Source organism: Ramlibacter ginsenosidimutans (genome assembly GCF_016654015.1).
Taxonomy (GTDB): Bacteria; Pseudomonadota; Gammaproteobacteria; order Burkholderiales; family Burkholderiaceae_C; genus Ramlibacter; species Ramlibacter ginsenosidimutans.
Genome location: NZ_JAEPWM010000005.1, coordinates 26669 through 45166 on the forward strand (window position 1 = coordinate 26669; position 18498 = coordinate 45166).

Genomic DNA, 18498 nt, shown 5'->3' on the forward strand with positions numbered 1-18498 from the left:
CTGGGAATGAATTCAGCGGGTGAGCGCAGCCACGGCCTTGGCCTTGGCGGTGCAGGCGCCCATGAGGAAGGACAGGTCGGTGCCGGTGGAGACGAAGCGCGCGCCCATGCGCACGAACTTTTCCACCAGGTCGGGTCGGGAAGCGAGCCCGCCGATGCCCACGTGCTTGCCGTGCTTGCGGCAGGCGGCGATGGTGCGCTCGTAGGCGGCGCAGACGCGCGCATCGTCGTACTGGCCCGGCACGCCCCATTCGGCGGTGAGGTCGTTGGTGCCGATCAGCAGCATGTCCACGCCGTCGACCGCGGCGATCTCCTCCACGCGTTTCAGCGCGTCGACCGCCTCCATCATGAGGATCACCATGGTGGCCCGGTTCAGCGCCAGGTTGGCTTCCACCGTCGGGTAGCTGCGGTACTGCAGGTGCGGCAGGCCGCCGTTGGCCGAGCGCTCGCCTTGCGGGGCGAAACGTGCGTACCGAACCACTTCCGCGGCCTGCTCCGGCGTGCGCACGTGCGGGGCGATCACGCCCATGGCGCCGCCATCGAGCACGCGCGAGATGTACTCGGGGCTGTTGGCCGGCACGCGCACGAAGGCGGGAATGCCGATCTCCAGGGCCGCCATGCAGATCTGGCTCGTCGTCTCCAGCGAGAACGAGCAGTGCTCCATGTCGACGTAGAAGGTGTCGAAGCCGGCCGACTTCGCGATGCGTGCGATCTCCACGCCGCGCACCAGGCGCACCATCATGGAAGCCACGACTTCGTCGCGGGCCAGCTTGTCCTTCACACCGTTGCGAAGGATCTCGTCGAGGGAGGGGGTCATGCGGACGCGGCGGGGCCGCGGTGAGGAATCAAAAAGATTCTCACATTGTAGGAGACTTTCCCGTCGGGTCAAGCCCGGGCGCCGTCATCCCAGCGCGCGTGCGGGCAAGTCCACCACCTGCGAGCTCGCGGCGATCCCGCGCGAAATCTCCGCGGCTGCCTTGATCACCGCCGGCGCCTGCGCCTTGAACGCGGAGAGCTGCGGTGACTTCGTGGAGGTGGCGAGCGCGATGCTTCCCAGCACCTCGCCGTCCTTGTTGAACAGCGGCGCGGCGAGGCCCGCGATGCCGGCGCGGTACTCACCCGCGGAGTATGCGTAGCCCTGCTGCCGGATCTCGGCCAGCCGGGCGCGCAGCGTGTCCCAGTCCTTGCCGAGCCCGGCGGAAGCGATGTTCGCCTGCTGCTTCTGGAAGACGCTGCGCAACTGGTGCGGGGGAAGGTGGGCCAGGATGATGTTGGCGGTCGCGCCGGCGACCAGGGGCCTCTGTTGTCCGCGGCCGAACAGGCCCGGCGGCGCATCGTCGGTCGCCACCTGCTGCACGCACATCACCGAGTCGCTGTAGAGGACGGACAGCAGCGCGCTGTAGCCGGTGCGCCGTGAAAGCGCCGCCACCACCGGACTGCCCACGCTGTACACCGGGTCCGACAGGCGCGCGATGCGGTCCAGCGCCAGCACGCGCGGGCCGACGACGTACGAGCCGCTGCCCACGCGCGCCAGCAGCCCCGCCTGGTGCAGTGACTTGAGGTAGCGGTAGCAGGTGGAGGCCGGCAGTTCGAACCGCGCGGCCAGCTCCTCGGCCGACCACACGGGCGCCTCGACGCTGAATGCGTCGAGCAAGGCAAGCATCTTGTCCTGGCTGCTCATGGAAGCGATTGTCCGGCAGGTGCGCTGTCCGCCGGGGGCAGGTCACGGCCGCGGCATCGGACGCGGAGCCGGCGCGCCGCTCGCAGCAGCGCCGGACAAGGCAGCCGGAGGCTCGGCTGCGGCTACTTCGCCGAGGTGGACACCAGCGGAACGTGCTTGCTCTGCACCTTCACGGGATGCACGGTGGCCATCTCCGCCTCGGCCAGCGCGGCCTGGTCGTGGATCGTGGTCTGCGTGAAGCGGTAGACGCCCACGGCGGAGAGCAGGGCCAGCAGGACCATGTAGCGCTTCTCGCTGCGGCTGTTCCCGCTGAACAGGGCCAGCAGCACGCAGCCAGCGATGGCAATCACCAGGAACTTCAGGTCCAGCGTGAGCGAATTGAAGAAGTCCATGTCGATCCAGGGCGTGGCAGGAAGTCTTACTTTACCCAGCCGTGCGGCAACCGCCTAGGCGCAAGCCCGCTTTTGCACGCGCGCCGTTGCCAAATCGACTCGGCGCGGCGCTGTTCCTGAAGCGTGGCTGACCGGTTCGCCCTCTGCAGCCCGGTGGCTGCAACTTCCAGGCTAGCTTGCAATCCAGCCCAGGCCCCTGCCCACCATCAGGACGGACACGGCCAGGCTCGTGATCGCGAAGGCCCGCTGGACGTGGGCGCCCGCGAGCCGGGCGGCCACGCGCCGGCCCAGGAGCAAGGCCAGGACGGCGCCCGCGGAGAACGGGACGGCAATGTCCCAGTCGACCATGCCCTGCGCTGCTGCGGCGCTCACGCCACCGACCGAGACGAGCGCGATCACCGCAAGCGAGGTGGCCACGACGCTTCGTGTCTCCAGGTTGGTGAAACGGGTGAGGGAGGGGACGATGACGAAGCCACCGCCGACGCCCAGCAAGCCACTGAGCAAGCCCGAGACGACGCCGGTCGCGGCCAGCGCGCGGCCGCACGGCAAGGTCCAGACCAGCCGGCCGGTGGCGGGGTTCAGTGCGCACGGCGCCTTGGCGGCGGGTTGCGCGCTCTGGTCGTGGGCGCTTCGGCCCGCGGCGCGCAGCATGCGGACCGCGACGTAGGCCAGCACGCAGGCAAAGGCCACAGTCAGCGGCCCGTTCGGCACCACCTTCCCGATGCGCACACCGAGCGGCGCCAGCAACATGCCCGCCACCCCGATCACGGCGGCGGCGCGGTAGCGGACGATGCCGTCGCGCAAGCCGAGCGCCGCGCCGAACGCGGACGCCAGGCCGACGGCGATCAGGCCCACGGGCGCCGATCGGGCGATCGGCAGGTGCAGCACGAACACGAGCAGCGGAACCGCGAGGATGCCCCCGCCCGCGCCTGTGAGGGCGAGGACGGCGCCCACCACGGCGCCGAGAGCCATCTGCAACGCGCTGTCTTCGATCACCTGCGTGCCGCCCGAGGGCGCTCAGCCGCGCGAGAGTTTCGCGCGTGCGCGATCGAGCCGCTGCGCGGCGTCGTCGGCGACACCCGCGATGGCCGGGTTGCTGGTGAGCTGCACCATCACCTGCGGATCGAGGAAGCCGACCGACACGCTGCCGTCTTCCTGCTCGCGCACGGTCACGTTGCAAGGCAGCAGCAGGCCGATCTCCGGCTCGGCTTGCAGGGCCCGATGCGCGAGCGGCGGATTGCAGGCGCCCAGGATGCGGTAAGGCCGCATGTCGGCGCCCAGCTTCTCCTTCATCGCCCGCTGGATGTCGATGTCGCTCAGGACGCCGAAACCTTCTTCCTTCAAGGCGGCCGTGACCCGGTCGAGCGCCTGCGCATAGGGACCGGGGATGGTGATGTGTTGACCGTACATGGCCCTTCCTTCCGGCGTGAAGAAAGCGCCATGGTAGTGCTTTCGCATGATCCTGCGCTAACGGGCTCCCTGCTCGGCGTGTCCCGGCACGGATGGGACGACGATGACCCCGGCCGTCCTTCCCGCCCGACAGCCGGCGTCGTCCCCCGCCGACGGCACCGGCGCCCGCGCTGGCAGAGCATCAGACCAATGCGCACAGTGATCGTGACAGACCAGAAGCAGGAGTGGTTCGACCTTTCGGACGCCACCGTCGTTCCCGCCCGCACCTACCTCTCGGAGCCGGGCGGCAGCCGCGACGCCGCCGTGCGCGTCTTCAATTTCTGCCGCACGGGGCGCTACCAGGGGCGCGGCTACTACGTGTCGCTGCTGGCCGAAGCGCGTGGGCAGCGGCCCATGCCGGACGTGAAGACGGTGGAAGACCTCAAGTCGCAGGCGCGGGTGGAGGCGCTCGCGGCGGAGCTCGATCCGCTGGTGCAGGAGACGCTGCATCACGACGAGAGCGAGCGCTTCGAACTCGACGCGTACTTCGGCAAGGACCCGGCGCAGCGCCACGACATCCTCGCCGAGAAGCTGTTCGCGAACGTGCGCGCGCCGCTGCTGCGCGCCCTGTTCCGCCGCGTGGACGGCCGCTGGCACCTGGAGGCGGTCCAGGCGATCGGCCTGCCCGACGTCCCCTCGCAGGACCGCGCCTTCCTGCTGGACACGGTCAAGGCCGTCGTTTGCGACACCTCCACGTCCCGGCCGCAGCGCGCCAGCACGGACCGGCCGCGCCTCGCGATCCTGTGGGATCCGAACGAACCCCACAAGCCGTCCAATGCGGAAGCGCTCCAGCGGCTGGTGCAGACGGCGCCGCTGGTGGGACTGGAGGCGGAGCTGATCGAGCCGGACGCGATGGAGCGGCTGCCGGAATTCGACGCCCTGTTCAATCGCGCAAGCCCCGAGGTCAACGGCTTCGTCTATGAATTCGCGCGACGCGCGGAGTCGCTGGGCATGCCGGTCGTCGACGACCCCGAGTCCATCCTGCGCTGCCTGAACAAGGTCTACATGCACGAGCTCATGAACCGGCATCGCATTCCGCAGCCGCGGACGCTCACCGTGCATCGCGACAACGTCGACCAGGTGATCGCCACGCTGGGCCTGCCCTGCGTCCTCAAGCTGCCGGACAGCGGCTTCGGCCTGGACGTGGTGAAGATCGAGTCCGCCGACGACTTGCGGCGCGAGTCCGAGCGCTTCTTCAAGGTGTCCGAGCTGATCGTCGCGCAGGAGTGGCTGCGGACCGACTTCGACTGGCGGGTCGGCGTCTACGATGGCCGGCCGCTGTTCGTCGCCAAGTACTTCATGGCGCCCGGCCACTGGAAGATCATCGAGTTCGCCGAAGGGCGGGAGGCGGTCGAGGGCAAGACGCAAGCGATGGCCGTGGGCGAGGCGCCCGAGCAGGTGATCGACATGGCCGTGCGCGCGGCCAACCTCGTCGGCCGCGGCCTCTACGGCGTGGACCTGAAGCAGGTGGAGGACCGCGTGGTCCTGATCGAGGTGAACTGCAACCCGAACATCGACGCGGGCAACGAGGACCAGGTGCTGGGCGAAGCGCTCTACCGCGAAATCCTGGGCGTGTTCGCGCGCCGCATTGCGGGCTCGAGAAGCGGAGCCGGGCAGCGCGCCACCGCCTAGAGCGCCGCGCCAGCGAGGTGCCGTCATGGAATTCAGCCTCACGCAGGACCCGCTCGCCCATCAGCGCACCGGCTGCATCGTCGCCGGTGTCTACGCGGGTCGCCAGCTTTCGCCTGCGGCGCGGGCGCTCGACGCCGCAGCGGGCGGCGCCATCGCGCGGGTGCTGGAGCGCGGCGACCTCGAAGGCGACATCGGCACGACGCTGCTGCTGCACGACCCGCCGAAACTCGCCACGCAACGCGTGCTGCTCGTGGGCCTGGGCGCGGAGCCCGAATTCCGCGAAGGCAGTTATCGAACGGCGCTCACGGCGGCGATGAAGGCGCTGGTTGCGACCGGCACCGTGCAGGCGACGATCTGCCTCCACGAACTGGCCGTGGCCGGCCGCGACAGCGCCTGGAGGATCGAGCAGGCCGTGCTTGCCGCCATGGACGGCGTCTACCGGTTCGACCAGTTGAAGAGCCACCCAGCGCAGGTCAAGCGCGCCCTCGACCAGCTGGCGTTCCAGGTGGCGGAGCCCGCGGAGAAGCGCTCGGGCGAGGCAGCGATCCAGCGCGCGGCCGCCATTGCGCAAGGCATCCTGCTCGCCAGGGACCTCGGCAACATGCCGGGCAACCTTTGCACGCCGACCTACCTGGCCGACCAGGCGCGCCTGGTCGGCGAAAGCCACGGCATGCAGGTGACCATCCTCGAACAGCCCGAGATCGAGAAGCTGGGCATGGGCGCGTTCCTCGCCGTCGCGCGCGGCAGCCTGCAGCCGCCGAGGCTGATCGTCATGGAGTACCGGGGCGGCGCCCCCGGCGCGCAGCCGATCGCACTGGTCGGCAAGGGCATCACCTTCGATGCGGGCGGCATCTCGATCAAGCCCGCGCCCGAGATGGACGAGATGAAGTTCGACATGTGCGGGGCGGCCAGCGTGTTCGGCGCACTGCGCGCCGCCGCGCTCATGAAGCTGCCGATCAACGTGGTCGGCGTCATCCCCGCGACGGAGAACATGCCCGGCGGCAATGCGAGCAAGCCGGGCGACATCGTCACCACCTTGTCCGGGCAGACCGTGGAAATCCTCGACACGGACTCCGAGGGCCGCCTCGTCCTGTGCGATGCGCTCACCTATGTCGAGCGGTATCGGCCTGCGGCCGTGATCGACGTCGCCACGCTGACGGGCGAGATCGTGAGCGCGCTGGGCGAGGTCGCGACCGGCTTGTTCTCCAACAGCGACGCGCTGGCGCGCGAGGTGCTGGACGCCGGCGAGCGCGCGTGGGATCGTGCCTGGCAGATGCCTCTGTGGGACGAGTACCAGGAGGCGCTGAAGTCCAACTTCGCGGACTTCCCCAACATCGGTTCGCCCACCAGTTGCGCGGTCACGGCAGCGTGCTTCCTCTCGCGCTTCACCAAGAGCTACCCCTGGGCGCACCTGGACATCGCGGGCACGGCGTCGCGGAGCGGCGCGGACAAGGGCGCGACCGGCCGGCCGGTGGCGCTGCTGGCGCACTTCCTCGCGGCGCGCGCGGCGCAGACCCGGTCGGGGTGAACAGCCGCGCGTTGCGGCGCGCTCAGGGCCCGAGCGCGTAGGGCTGCGCGACCAGCCGGTCGCCGACCTGCGCGAGCACGATGAAGCCGCCGTCGGGCGTGGCAGCCACGCTGCCTTGCAGGACAGGCATGACGCCGGTGACAGCGTGGCCGGTGGCGTCGAACGCCTGCGCCGAACTGCCCCACGTCAGCACGAAGCCGCCCGCGGCAAGCGCAGTGGCCTGCGCATCGGGTGCGGCATTCGGGAACGTAAGGATGCCGGTGGAGGCGGATCCGAAGATTTCGCCCTGCACTTCGTTGACCTGCGAATGCGTAGCCGGGGCTGCCGTCGTGACGGTCCATTTCACGAACACGTTGCCGCCAGCGAGTGCCGCGACGCTCTGGTCCATCTCGATGTCGCCCGGGCGTGCGCCCCCGTTCGACAGGTTGGCGTGCGTCGATTGCAGCGAGCCGTCGAACACGTCGCCGGACGTGCTGCCCGAGATCGCACAGGGGCAGAGATACATGTCGGCCACGGCAACGCCATGGCCCGCGGTGGGTGCGATCGCCAGCGTCGAAGTGTCGCGCGAGCTCGCGAGAAAGACCGGTGTTCCCGTGGCGGCTCCCGTTGCATCGAACTTCTGCGCCATGAGGTCCGTCGGTGTGTCGCCGGGAATGTGTGCGTCGTGATACCTCACATACGACGCGGCAAATCCGCCGTCTGCGAGCGCGAACACGCCGGCGCCGCCCAGCAGCTTCGGCCCGATGTTCCCCGCGAGGTCCGACTCGACCTGCGGCTGCGTTCGCACCGTGGCAGGTGAGCCGACCAGCGCGCCCGCAGCGCTCACGACTTGCACGTACACGGCAGAAGCCGTGCCGAATTCCACGACCGCGCCGCCCGCCGGCAGCGCAGCGATGCCGGCCACCGCCGTCCCCGTCCCGATGGCAAGCGGATTGCCGACCCGCTTTCCCTGCGCGTCGAAACGCTGGCTCCAGATCGTTCCACCCGCATCGCTCCAGGCCGCCGCGCGCTCGCCGGAGGCGAGGACCGCGATCGCGCGCGATGTGCTGTTCGTCGCGGCGACGGTCCATGGCGGAGCATCCTCCGCCGCGGGCGCAGGGCTCGGGGCGACGGCGGGCGTTGCCGCAGGTGCTGGAGCGGGCGCCGGTGCCGCCACGTCGTTGGACGTGCCTCCGCCGCCACAGGCGGCGAGCAAGAGCGAGGCAAGCAGCGGCAGCGTGGCTGCCAGCGTTCTCGTGGGCATGATGCTCTCCCGCTGGCGGGCAGCGCATGGATGCAGGCGCATCTCGCCCGGCCCGGAGCGCAGAGGTTCGCGCGCCGGCTTTGCGTGTTCGCGCAGGAACGGACCTCGCAGCGATGTAGGACCGTTCTGATTTGCGTAGCTATTGCCGCGGGAGTGCCAGTCTCCGCGCGCGCGTCGGCGCACGCAGGCCACCGTCGGGGGCGCCACCCCCCGCCCTGTGACGGATTGCCCGGGTCACCCAGCGCAGTGCTTGCCGCCGTTGGCGTGCATCCCCTTGCCAAGGGCGTCGGACTCGCTCATGTACTGGCCTTCCTTGGCTTTCCCGTAGCCGGTATCGCCGTGGCAGTAGTACACCTTTGCCGCCGGCGTGGCCCAGACCTCGTGCGGATTGCGCGCCGCCGCGGCGCCGGACATCTGGCGTTCGCGGAGCTCGCCGGACTTCTGCTGCGACGCCTGGTGATCGACGCCGCCGTGGCCGGCGCATTGGCCGTTCTCCGTGGTCGACGTTCCATCCTTGCACGCCATGGTGGGTATGGCATTGGCGGGAGGCTTCTCGTGGGCGCAGCCGCCCACGAGGGCGGCGATGGCAACGATGCATGGGGTCAGGCCGGACAGTCTCATCTCGAGCTCCTTCGCAAGGTGCGCCCGCGTCCGCGCGTGCGGAACGCCGCCGTCGTCGAGCGGCCGGACTGGTGCGGGCCGGCACTGCGCGAACTCGCGCGAGCGGACTTGCTGCGATGTGCGCGTGCCGGGTCCAGTTCATGCCACCCGCGTCGACGGCTGCGCGGGCAGCGATTCAGGAAAATATCGTAGTCCGATATTCAAGCACCGACGAACGCAGCCGTGCGCCCCTCGCGGCAGCGAAGGCGTGACAAAGAGCAGTGACGAGTCGCGGCGCGGACCAGCTACTTGGGGCTATTCCGGCCGCGATCCAGCGAGCGGTAGATGTCGCGGTGCAGGCTATCGGCACGTTCCCGCAGCGACCGGGCCGCGCGCTGCACCTCCGCGTCCTGGCCCGTGGGGCCTTCCTCGCCTGCCGCGCGTTCGGCAGCACGCGCCTGCGCATGGGCCGCGCCCCACGCCTTGAGCTGTTCCGTGATATCCATGCGACGAGAGTACACCGGCCGCGCGCGCGACGGGGTCGGACGGACTCGCAGGCTGGCGGTGAGCCGCAGGCGAACCCAAGCCTGGCCGCCACGCTGCATCGCTGGGGTTCGCGTCCGCTCACCGCCAGCCCACTCGCTGTACTGCCGCTCCGGGGCCGGCGCACTCGCGGCGGGAAAGCGACAACACAGCGAGTTCGGATGAGCAACAGCAGGAATGCTCCGTATGATTCCGCAGCACTTCCTCAGGACTCCGTGAATTTGCGCACTATCCGCCTCGCTGCCGTCACCTCCCTCGTCTTCGGCCTCGCCTTCGGCAGCGGGCTCGCACTGGCGAAGCGCAAGCCCAAGGGCCTGATCGAGCAGATCGAGCAGGCGGTCGCCGAGCAGCACTCGTACCAGGTGCCCGCCGCCGGAACGGTGGAGGTCGCCTTCTCGCCGGACGAGGGCAGCGAGACGCTGGTGCTCAAGGTGATCGCCTCCGCGCATCGCGAGATCCGCATGCTGTCGTACAGCTTCACGAGCCCGCCGGTCGCGCGGGCCCTGCTGGCGGCGAAGAAGCGCGGCGTGGACATCCGGATCGTGGCGGACCAGAAGAACAACACCTCCGAAGACCGCAGCGGCAAGGCGCGCGCGGCCTTGTCGCTGCTGGCCGAGGCCGGCGCCGACGTCCGCCTGATCGGCGTCTACGCCATCCACCACGACAAGGTGCTGATCGTGGACGGCGAGACGGTGGAACTGGGCAGCTTCAACTACTCCGACGCCGCGGCGCACCGCAACAGCGAGAACGTGCTGGTGAACTGGAAGAACCCGCAGCTGGCCAAGGTCTACCTGGAGCATTTCGCGCGCAACTACCGGCAGGCGACGCCGTTCCAGCAGCAGTACTGAGGCCGCCGGGGGCTGTCGGGGGCGTGCGAAGCACGCCAGTGTCGCGCGCATGGCAACACGCGCGAGCGCATCCGGCGCAAGATGCGCCATCCCCCCGTCAACCCGAGATCGAAGCCATGCCCCAACCGACCCGCGAAGGGAAACCGGTCCCCCAGGTCAAGTTCCGCTACCGCGCCGACAACGAATGGAAGGAGATCACCTCCGACGAGCTCTTCAAGGGGCGGACGGTGGCGGTGTTCTCGCTGCCGGGCGCTTTCACGCCCACCTGTTCCAGCACGCACCTGCCGCGCTTCAACGAGCTGGCGCCGACCTTCAGGGAGAACGGCGTCGACCAGGTGGTCTGCATCGCGGTCAACGACCCGTTCGTGATGGAGGAGTGGGCCAAGAGCCAGGAGAGCGACAACATCTTCATGCTGCCGGACGGCAATGGCGTCTTCACCGAGCAGATGGGCATGCTCGTCGACAAGAGCGACCTGAACTTCGGCAAGCGCTCGTGGCGCTACTCCATGCTGGTGCGCGACGGTATCGTCGAGAAGATGTTCGTCGAGCCCGAGGAGCCGGGCGACCCGTTCAAGGTGTCGGATGCGGACACGCTGCTGCACTACGTGAACAAGGACGCGCGCGAGCCGGACCAGGTGGCGCTGCTCACGCGCGAAGGCTGCGCGTTCTGTGCCAAGGCGAAGAAGCTGCTGGACGAGGCGGGCGTGACTTACGCGGACGTGCCGCTGCCGCACAGCATCCGCACCCGCGCCCTGGGCGCGATCGCCAAGGCGACGACGGTGCCGCAGATGTTCGTCAACGGCGAACTGGTCGGAGGCAGCGACGCCGTCGAGCGATGGGTGAAGCAGCGGCGCGGCTGAAGCGCACGCGCGCGGGATGCGGTCGAGGCTTTGGCCGACAGACACGCGACGCGACGGTCACCACCATAGGCACCTGTTGAGCCGCATCGCCGACAGCGGAGGTGCGCGCGCGCAGCCTTTGCAGTGCCGAGGCGGCCGGCCGTCGTCCCCCCTTTCGATCAACGAAGAAGAATGGCACCCATCCGTCTGACCCGAACCCTGTCGATTTCCGCCCTGGCCGCTGCGGCCGTGATGACGTGCACCGCGAGTGGCGCGCATCCTCAGCGGTCCGCCGGCTATCCGGACATCCAGCTGAGCACGCCGCAAAAGTCTCCGTACGGAACGGAGTACGTGCTGCAGACCGGCCCGAGCGGGTCCCGGTACTGGATCGAAGACAACCCCTGGGGCGCAGGCAGCCTCACCCGCGGACCGTACCAGGGGCTGGCCGGCACGACCTTCGAGTCCCAGTACGGCATCGCGCCCGTCGATGCAGCCGGCAACATCGCCTGGCGGATGTCGTGGAAGTGGCCCGTGAGCGGCGACGGGGTGAAGGCCTACCCCGGAGCGATCTTCGGAGCCAAGCCGGGCTGGTTCGTGGCCAACTGTCCCTGCCCGAACGGCTCCGCGATCCTCCAGCAGGAAGACGGGCAGCCGGTCACCACCATCCCCATCGGGCCGACGCCGGGCACGTTCCTGCCGCTGCAAGTCGGCGCCGGCCTGCCGCGCATCCATACGTCGTTCGCGTTCCACCACTTCATCAAGCCGCCGCCGAATACGCCCGACGGCCAGAAGAGGGGGCAAGGGCACCTCACGTTCGACCTGTGGCTGCAGAAGACGCCGACGCAGGAACACGGCGGCGACACGGGGCTGGTCACGAGCCACGAGATCATGATTCCCGTGAACTACTGGGGCAGCTACGGGGAGTGGGACAAGCGGCCCCAGGACTGGAGGGCCTACTGCAAGGACTGCGTGTTCGAGTACCAGGGCATCCGCTTCCACGTCCTGCACGCGGAGCCGAAGTCGCCCTCGTGGTCGCAGTACTGGGCGTTGACGGTGTTCGAGCCGGAGCACCCCCTGAGCGAAGACACCGTCCGCACCTTCGACCTCTCCGCCTTCGTCAACTTCCTGAGGAACAGGAACAAGCCCGGCACGAACACGCCCATGGTCGCGCCCACCGACCATCTCGTGGACATCGAGTTCGGCGTCGAGCCGATCCACGGTGTCGGCGACCTCGAGGTGTGGAACTACCGGGTGTGGAAGCCCTGAGCGGCTGCGCGGCGCGCAGGGGATGCGCTGCGCCGGCCCGCTGCCGCGAGCCGGCGCTTTGCTTAGCGCAGCGCCGTCGCGTCCACCGGACGCACGTCGATGTCCGTGAGCCCGGGGTACGCCTGCGGCCCCTTCTGCCACGCCAGCATGAAGCCGTCCGGACCTTGCGGAGCCAGGCTGGCGCCGTCCACTCCGTCATCGAGCTTCGCGATCGCCGCGCCCGGCGTGCCGTCGGGTTGGAAGCGCCGCGCGAATGTGCCGTCAGGCATGCCTAGCCCCCAGCCCGCGGTCCACGCCACGACGTAGCCGCCGTCGTCCATGGGCGCGAGGCCGGAGAGGACCTGGAAGTGGCAGACGTTGTTGCTGCACACGGGGGCCACGGTGCTGGCCACGACCGGACTACCGAGGGGTGTTCCATCCGCAGTGAACATCCGGGTCGTCACGGCGGCGGAGCTTCCTCCCTGCAACCACGCGACGACGAAGCCGCCCCCGGTCAAGGGCACGACTTTGGTCGCATAGAAGCCTCCGCTGTCGCCGACGGATGTGGGCGCGCCCACGGGCGTGCCGTCGCTGGCATAGCGCTGGAACGAGATCATGCTGGCCGACGTGTACTGGCCGCCTGGCTGCATCGCCACGGTGACGTAGCCGCCGCCGGCCAGTGCGGCAGCACCCGGGCCGACGGGCCGTTGCGCGCCCGCCTGGATGCCGCCAACCGCATTGCCTGCGGCATCGAACGCCTGCGACCGCACGGCCGAATCCGACGCATTCAGCCACGCGAGGACGAAGCCGCCGTCCGCTCGCGGGATGGGATCGACGCCCGTGGCATTCAACGCGGTTGCGGAGCCCGGCACGCACGACGCCGGACCCACGGGGCCGCCGCTGGCATCGAGCCGATGGAAGCAAGCCTGGTAAGGGCTGTCTGCCGCTGCCGAGGGGCTGTGGAACACCCAGCTGGTCACATAGCCGCCACCGGTGAGCCGCGCGATGCGAACGACGGTGCTGCCCGTCGTGGTGCCCAGCGTCGCCTGCGCCGTCCCGGACAACTGCACGATCGGCGGTGCAGACGGTGCAGATGCGGGTGCAGGTGCAGCGGAGGCCGCGGGTGTGGAAGCGGTCGCGGTCGAATCCGAGGACGCGGAGGGAGGTGCCGGGGCACGCGGCGGTCCCGCATTGCTGTCCGTCGCCGCTGCCGACGAGACGATAGGCGCATCGCCGCCGCCACCACAAGCCGAAACGAGCGCGGCCAGAACCAACGGAATGGCCAATGTCAACTGCTTCTTCATGCCCAGTTCCCCTGCACAAGCTCCCGGTGGCCCGATGCCGCCGGGTAGACGGCAGAGGTTCTCCGGAGCCCGCGCACGGGTTCGCAAGCGCCCGCGCCGAAGCAATGTAGGACTCGTCACCGTGCCGAAAGCACGCGCATGTCGCCTGTGTGCGCGACGCGCCATCGCTGCGGCAAAAAACACAAACCGGGATGGCGCTCGTGCCCACTTAGGTCGCGATCGGCGCGTTGGGGGCAGGCGTTGGTGTTATTCGCCCGCTGACGCGGCGTTCTCGTCGGCCCCGATCCGCGCGCCGACCTGCGACTCGAACGCACGCCGCATCTCGCGCAAGGATTCGAACACCACGCCAGCGTCCTCGCCGGGTGCGACCAGCCCGTAGCGATGCAGCAGCGCATGCACTTCGGGCGAGCCGCGCGCAAACTTCAGCGCGACGCCCTGCTCGCCGAGCGTGCGCTTGAGCGAACGCAGGGCCGCGCCCGCGGAATAGTCGACATCATCGACCGCGTCGAGGTCGATCACGAACCAGCGCAGCGCCGGCCCCGCCGCTTTCGCCACCGCGATGACCTCTCGCGAGAGAACGTCCGCGTTCGCGTAGTACATCGAGTGCGAGAAGCGATAGACGACCAGGCCCGGCTCGTACTCACCGCCCTGGTGCACCGGCTGCAGCCTCCGGTGACCGTCGGGGCCGCGCACCACCACGCTGTTGTGCGGCCGGTAGCCGCGCCGCACGTGGTCGATCAGCGACAGCACCATGGCCAGCACGATCGCCTGCTCCACGCCTGCCACGAGCACGCAGCCGGCAGCGGCGAGCGCGATCCAGAACTCCGAGGGCCGCTCCGTGCGGACGCGGCGCAACTCGCTGACGCGCAGCAGGTCGATGCCGATGAGGAACACGATGGCGGACAGCGCCGCCACCGGCAGCGCAGCGATGGCGGCGGTCGCGAACAGCAGGACGGCTGCCACCACCGCGGCCATCGTGAGATGCGCGACCTGGCTGCGGCCGCCGGCGGAATCGAGCATCTGGGTCTTCGTGGGGCTGCCGTTGACGACGAAGCTGCCCGTGAATGCGGCGCCTGCGTTGGCGAGCGCCAGTCCCACCATGTCCTGCTCCTCGCTGAACGGCTCGTTGTATTTCCACGCGTAGGCGCGCGAGGTCGCCGCGCTCTGGGCCAGGATGACCACGGACATCGCGAACACCGAGGGCCCCAGCTCGGCGGCGTGCTCGCGCGCGAGCGCCAGATCGGGCCAGGTGAAGCGGGGCAGGCCGCCCTGGACGGCGCCCACCAGCGCGATGTCGTGCGCTCCCCAGCCGGAGACCCGGCTCGCGAGGATCGCCACCAGCGCGGCGATGAGGGCGCCCGGCCACTTCGGCGCCACCCGCCGCAGCACGAGCACGAACGCGATCACGCCCGCGGCGATCGTCACGTCGCCGGCATGCGACTGCCCCGTGTGGCGCAGGAAGTCCGCGAGCCTGGACAGCGTGCTGTGGCCGTGCGTTTCCAGCCCGAACATGCCGGGCAGCTCGCCGCAGGCGACCTGCAGGCCCACGCCCGTGAGGAAGCCGGCGAGCACCGTGCGCGAGAGGAAGTCGGCGAGGAACGCCAGCCGCGCGATCCGCGCCACGAACAACAGCACGGCGCAGCCGAGCGCCATCGCGACGGCGTAGTCCATCCACGCGACGGACCCGGGCAGCGCCAGCGGGGCGAGCGAGGCCGCCATGATGGCCGCGGTGGCCGAATCGGCGCCGACGACCAGCCGCCGCGATGAACCGAACAGCGCGAACAGGATCGCCGGCACCAGCAAGGTGTAGAGGCCCGTCACCACCGGCGTGCCCGCAATGCGGGTGTAGCCCATCACCTCGGGGATCGCAAGGGCGGCGAGCGTGGCTCCGGCGAGGAGGTCCCGCGGCAGGCGGCGGCGATCGAGCGGCAGGATGCCTTGCAGCGCGAAGCCGCTCCCGCGCGGGCGACCGGACGGCTTGCCGTCCACGGAAAGCGTTTCCTGCAGCGGCGTTCCCACGTCCATCTTCAGTTCCAGTTCAAGCAGATCCAGCCCGTGGCGCCGAGGCCGACGAGCCACAGCAGCCAGGTCTGCGGAACGACGTAGGGATAGAGCATGGTCGCCACGCCCACCCAGGTGAGGGGCGGTCGCGCGGTCTTGCGGCCGCGCCGGTACGCCGCGTACCCGACCACGCCGAAAACGATCAACCCGAGCAGGTAGAGCGGCGAGGGCAAGGCTATGCCGAGGGAGGGCAGATCGGCCGTCATCGGGCGACTGTGCCACACGCGGTTCGTCCGCGGGATGCCTGGCACAGCGGCAGGCGAAACAAAGGCTCAGTCGGGCCAGTCCCGCGCTGCGCGACGGTGCGGTCCTACGCGAGGTCGACAATCGATTAAGTGTTCGTTCAGCCGGCGGGGCCTAAGCTGGTCTCATCGCAAATGCATGGAGACGCTCGCATGAAACATTCGCTTCACACCAAAGTGGCCGCAGCCGTCATGGTCCTCGCGCCCCTGGGCCTGGCGGCCGTGGCGCAGCCTGCCGCTGCACAGACCTTCCAGTACCACGTCGCCGACAGCAGGCAAGGGACGATCAACGGCATCACGATCGATTCCGACTCGGGCCTGCGCCCCGGTTCCACGCTGCGGATCTCGGTGCACGCCACGCCGGGCGCGCGCTGGGCCAACCTGTCGCTCGCGGACGGCGTGCGGGTCCCGCTGCGCGAGCGCGCACCGGGTGAGTACGTGGGCTCGTACGTGATCCGGCGCAGCGACCGTATCGACCCGGCGGGCCAGATGCAGCTGCGCGCGGGTTGGGGCGGCGAGCCGGTGGTGATGGCCTATAACTACCCGGCCGCGTTCCAGGCGCACTCGATGGGCGCTGCACCGGCGACGGCCGAAGTGAATTCGTTCGCCATGTGGCCGCACGATGAAGACCGCCTGGACCCGGGCCGCGTCGTCCACTTCCGCGTCGAAGGCACGCCCCATGCGCGTGCAGGGGTGCGGGTGCCTGGCGTGGTGGACTGGCTGCAGCTGACGGAAGAGCGCCCCGGCACGTACGTGGGCAGCTACACGATCCGGCGCCGTGACGACACCGACGCGTTCCGGGGCGCCACCGCCATGTTGCGCGCCGGCGACCAGCGCGTGGTAGCGCGGCTGGGCGAGCGCGGGGACCGCGACCACGGGGACCGGGACGCGCGCTGATCCCCCACGATTAGCCAGTCGGCCATCCGCCCTCGGTGACGAGGGCGGGATGGCCGATTTACTTGGTGAGCGAAAGCGAACCCCAGCGATCCACGCGCGACGAAGCTGGGGTTCGCCTGCGGCTCACCACCAGCCTACGAACAGCCGGGTCCCGGACCTGCGTAGGCTGGAGGTGAGCGAAAGCGAACCCCAGCGATCGATGCGCGACGAAGCTGGGGTTCGCCTGCGGCTCACCACCAGCCTACGAGCAGCCGAGTCGACAACTTAACGGCGGTGCGAACGCTCCCAGTTGGCGTACGCCTCGTCCATGCGCTCCTGGCGGCTGGAGTACATGTGGGTGTCCGCGCGGCCCGCTCCCATGGCGTGGGTCTGCGTGGCGTGGTGGTCCATGCCTTCCTGCTCGCGGAACTTGGGCGCGCGCGCGATCGTGTGGGCGTCATGCCGGAACGCCGAGCCGATCTGGTGGGCGTCCTGCTTGACGGTGCCGATCACGCCATTGTGCTTCTGCGCGTGATACGAGTCGGTGGCGAAGGCGGAGCCGCACAGCGCGAGGGCGGCGGCGATAACGAGGGCGGATTTCATCCAGGTCTCCTTGATGCGATGAGTTCAATCAAAGCGCGCCCCGTGCCGGCGGGGCGTAGGAGATCGTCGTCGGCGTGCGTCGGCAAGGCGAGCAGGAGGCTCGCGCGCCGATCACACGCGGCCGCGCCCCGTTGGCAGCCTCACTTGCCGAACAGCTTCGTCACGTGCTGCCACGTGCGCAGCATGAAGCCCGCGCGTTCCACGTCGGCCTGCGCAACCAGCGGGACTTCAGCCAGCGGCTTGCCGTTGGAGCTCGCGATGACCTTGCCGATCACGGCGCCCTTGGCCACCGGCGCTTCCAGGTTGGGCTTGAGCTGCACGGAGGTCTGCACGGACTGGCCGCGCGGCACGGTGAGGGTCCAGGGCGCGGCCAGGCCAGCGGGCACCGTCTCCACCTTGCCGTAGCTGACCTTCGGCGTGGCGATCGCCGTGTTCGCCGGGATCGGCGTGGCCTTCTCGAAGTTGTTGAAGCCCCAGGCCAGCAGCGTGCGCGATTCGTCGGCACGCGCCTGCGCGCTGTGCGTGTTCAGGATCACGGAGATGAGGCGCATGTTATTGCGCTTGGACGAAGTCACGAGGCAGAAGCCCGCCGCTTCGGTGTGCCCCGTCTTCAGGCCGTCGACCGTGGGGTCGGTATAGAGCAGGGCGTTGCGGTTGCCCTGCTTGATGCCGTTGTACTTGAACTCGCGCTCCGCGTAGATCGGGTAGTACTCGGCGCTGTCGCGGATGATCGCGCGCGCCAGGATCGCGAGGTCGCGCGCGGACGACTTATGGTCCGGATCGGGCAGGCCGGTGGCGTTCACGAAGTGGGTGTGCGTCATGCCCAGGCGCTTCGCTTCCGCGTTCATGAGCTTGGCGAAGGCCTCTTCGGAGCCGGCCATGTGCTCGGCGACCGCCTTGGACGCATCGTTGCCCGACTGGACGATGATGCCGCGCAGGAGGTCCATCACCGTGGCCTGCCCGTGCAGCGGCAGGTACATGCACGACTCGGTGCTCGAGCCGCGGCACCACGCGTGCTCGCTGACGGTGACCAGGTCGTCCTTCTTCAGCTTGCCCGACCGAAGCGCCTCCTCCACCAGGAAGCTGGTCATCATCTTCGTCAGCGAGGCGGGCGGCAGCGGTTCGTCCGCATTGGCCGAGGCCAGCACCTCGCCGGAGTCGAAGTCCATCAGCAGCCACGCCTTGGCGGGCAGCGCCGGGGCGCCGCTGGCCAGCGAAGTGTCGGCCGGCAGCGGCGGCATCGTGCCAGCGGATTCGGCCGCAGCCTTCCTGTGGGCAGCGGGTTTGGCAGCGGCTTTGGCGGCATGGTGTTGCGCCGCGAAGGAGACGGAGGGAACCACGGCGCCGGCGATGGCCAGCGCGAGCGCGGCGTTGGTGAGGAACTTGGTATGCATTGTGGGCAGAAACAGAAAA

General features: G+C 69.5%; 19 protein-coding genes. 6 read left to right on the forward strand and 13 right to left on the reverse strand.

Annotated features, from left to right (window positions below; all coding sequences use genetic code 11):
- Window positions 1-12 precede the first annotated feature (12 nt).
- The 5 genes from JJB11_RS13170 to JJB11_RS13190 form a co-directional block, all read right to left on the reverse strand.
- A complete protein-coding gene (locus JJB11_RS13170) occupies window positions 13-816 on the reverse strand; it encodes an HpcH/HpaI aldolase family protein (RefSeq protein WP_201171765.1) in 804 nt (267 codons plus the stop codon).
- 84 nt (window positions 817-900) lie between these two features.
- On the reverse strand, window positions 901-1680 hold the full coding sequence (locus JJB11_RS13175; RefSeq protein ID WP_201171767.1) for an IclR family transcriptional regulator: 780 nt from the start codon (window positions 1678-1680) through the stop codon (window positions 901-903).
- Between the two features lie 122 nt (window positions 1681-1802).
- Window positions 1803-2072 (reverse strand): hypothetical protein, encoded by a 270-nt coding sequence (locus JJB11_RS13180; protein WP_201171769.1) that lies wholly within the window; start codon window positions 2070-2072, stop codon window positions 1803-1805.
- Between the two features lie 171 nt (window positions 2073-2243).
- On the reverse strand, window positions 2244-3044 hold the full coding sequence (locus tag JJB11_RS13185) for a sulfite exporter TauE/SafE family protein (protein ID WP_201172664.1): 801 nt from the start codon (window positions 3042-3044) through the stop codon (window positions 2244-2246).
- Between the two features lie 45 nt (window positions 3045-3089).
- The gene (locus tag JJB11_RS13190; RefSeq protein WP_201171771.1) at window positions 3090-3482 is read right to left on the reverse strand and encodes a DUF302 domain-containing protein; all 393 of its coding nucleotides are present in this window, start codon (window positions 3480-3482) and stop codon (window positions 3090-3092) included.
- A gap of 189 nt (window positions 3483-3671) precedes the next feature.
- Here JJB11_RS13190 and JJB11_RS13195 point away from each other — a divergent pair, with 189 nt between their 5' ends.
- A complete protein-coding gene (locus JJB11_RS13195; protein WP_201171773.1) occupies window positions 3672-5153 on the forward strand; it encodes a RimK family protein in 1482 nt (493 codons plus the stop codon).
- A gap of 25 nt (window positions 5154-5178) precedes the next feature.
- On the forward strand, window positions 5179-6681 hold the full coding sequence (locus JJB11_RS13200; RefSeq protein ID WP_201171774.1) for a leucyl aminopeptidase: 1503 nt from the start codon (window positions 5179-5181) through the stop codon (window positions 6679-6681).
- A gap of 22 nt (window positions 6682-6703) precedes the next feature.
- On the opposite strand, the gene JJB11_RS13205 is transcribed toward JJB11_RS13200, so the two are convergent.
- From JJB11_RS13205 to JJB11_RS13215, 3 genes are all read right to left on the reverse strand, one after another.
- Entirely contained in the window at window positions 6704-7924 is a 1221-nt protein-coding gene (locus tag JJB11_RS13205; protein ID WP_201171775.1) for a hypothetical protein, read from the reverse strand.
- A gap of 234 nt (window positions 7925-8158) precedes the next feature.
- Window positions 8159-8545, reverse strand: a complete 387-nt coding sequence (locus JJB11_RS13210; protein WP_201171777.1) for a hypothetical protein — start codon at window positions 8543-8545, stop codon at window positions 8159-8161.
- Between the two features lie 284 nt (window positions 8546-8829).
- On the reverse strand, window positions 8830-9030 hold the full coding sequence (locus JJB11_RS13215) for a hypothetical protein (protein ID WP_201171779.1): 201 nt from the start codon (window positions 9028-9030) through the stop codon (window positions 8830-8832).
- A gap of 252 nt (window positions 9031-9282) precedes the next feature.
- On the opposite strand from JJB11_RS13215, the gene JJB11_RS13220 reads away from it, so the two are divergent.
- The 3 genes from JJB11_RS13220 to JJB11_RS13230 all read left to right on the forward strand — a co-directional run bounded on the left by JJB11_RS13220 (window position 9283) and on the right by JJB11_RS13230 (window position 12020).
- Window positions 9283-9915 (forward strand): phospholipase D-like domain-containing protein, encoded by a 633-nt coding sequence (locus JJB11_RS13220; RefSeq protein ID WP_201964820.1) that lies wholly within the window; start codon window positions 9283-9285, stop codon window positions 9913-9915.
- A 116-nt stretch (window positions 9916-10031) separates the two neighbouring features.
- Window positions 10032-10775 (forward strand): glutathione peroxidase, encoded by a 744-nt coding sequence (locus JJB11_RS13225; RefSeq protein WP_201171784.1) that lies wholly within the window; start codon window positions 10032-10034, stop codon window positions 10773-10775.
- Between the two features lie 171 nt (window positions 10776-10946).
- The gene (locus JJB11_RS13230) at window positions 10947-12020 is read left to right on the forward strand and encodes a hypothetical protein (RefSeq protein ID WP_201171787.1); all 1074 of its coding nucleotides are present in this window, start codon (window positions 10947-10949) and stop codon (window positions 12018-12020) included.
- A gap of 62 nt (window positions 12021-12082) precedes the next feature.
- Here the strand turns inward: JJB11_RS13230 and JJB11_RS13235 are convergent, their stop codons facing one another.
- From JJB11_RS13235 to JJB11_RS13245, 3 genes are all read right to left on the reverse strand, one after another.
- Window positions 12083-13069: a hypothetical protein gene (locus JJB11_RS13235; RefSeq protein ID WP_201171789.1), complete on the reverse strand. Its 987-nt coding sequence runs from the start codon at window positions 13067-13069 to the stop codon at window positions 12083-12085.
- A gap of 480 nt (window positions 13070-13549) precedes the next feature.
- Entirely contained in the window at window positions 13550-15328 is a 1779-nt protein-coding gene (locus JJB11_RS13240; protein WP_201171792.1) for a SulP family inorganic anion transporter, read from the reverse strand.
- 2 nt (window positions 15329-15330) lie between these two features.
- Window positions 15331-15570, reverse strand: coding sequence for a hypothetical protein (locus tag JJB11_RS13245; protein ID WP_201171795.1), 240 nt, complete (start codon window positions 15568-15570; stop codon window positions 15331-15333).
- A gap of 189 nt (window positions 15571-15759) precedes the next feature.
- Here JJB11_RS13245 and JJB11_RS13250 point away from each other — a divergent pair, with 189 nt between their 5' ends.
- On the forward strand, window positions 15760-16503 hold the full coding sequence (locus JJB11_RS13250; protein WP_201171798.1) for a hypothetical protein: 744 nt from the start codon (window positions 15760-15762) through the stop codon (window positions 16501-16503).
- A 264-nt stretch (window positions 16504-16767) separates the two neighbouring features.
- On the opposite strand, the gene JJB11_RS13255 is transcribed toward JJB11_RS13250, so the two are convergent.
- Together JJB11_RS13255 and JJB11_RS13260 are read right to left on the reverse strand one after the other, a co-directional pair.
- Window positions 16768-17085 (reverse strand): hypothetical protein, encoded by a 318-nt coding sequence (locus tag JJB11_RS13255; RefSeq protein WP_201171800.1) that lies wholly within the window; start codon window positions 17083-17085, stop codon window positions 16768-16770.
- Window positions 17086-17225: 140 nt separating this feature from the next.
- Entirely contained in the window at window positions 17226-18479 is a 1254-nt protein-coding gene (locus JJB11_RS13260; protein WP_201171807.1) for a D-alanyl-D-alanine carboxypeptidase family protein, read from the reverse strand.
- Window positions 18480-18498: the final 19 nt, after the last annotated feature.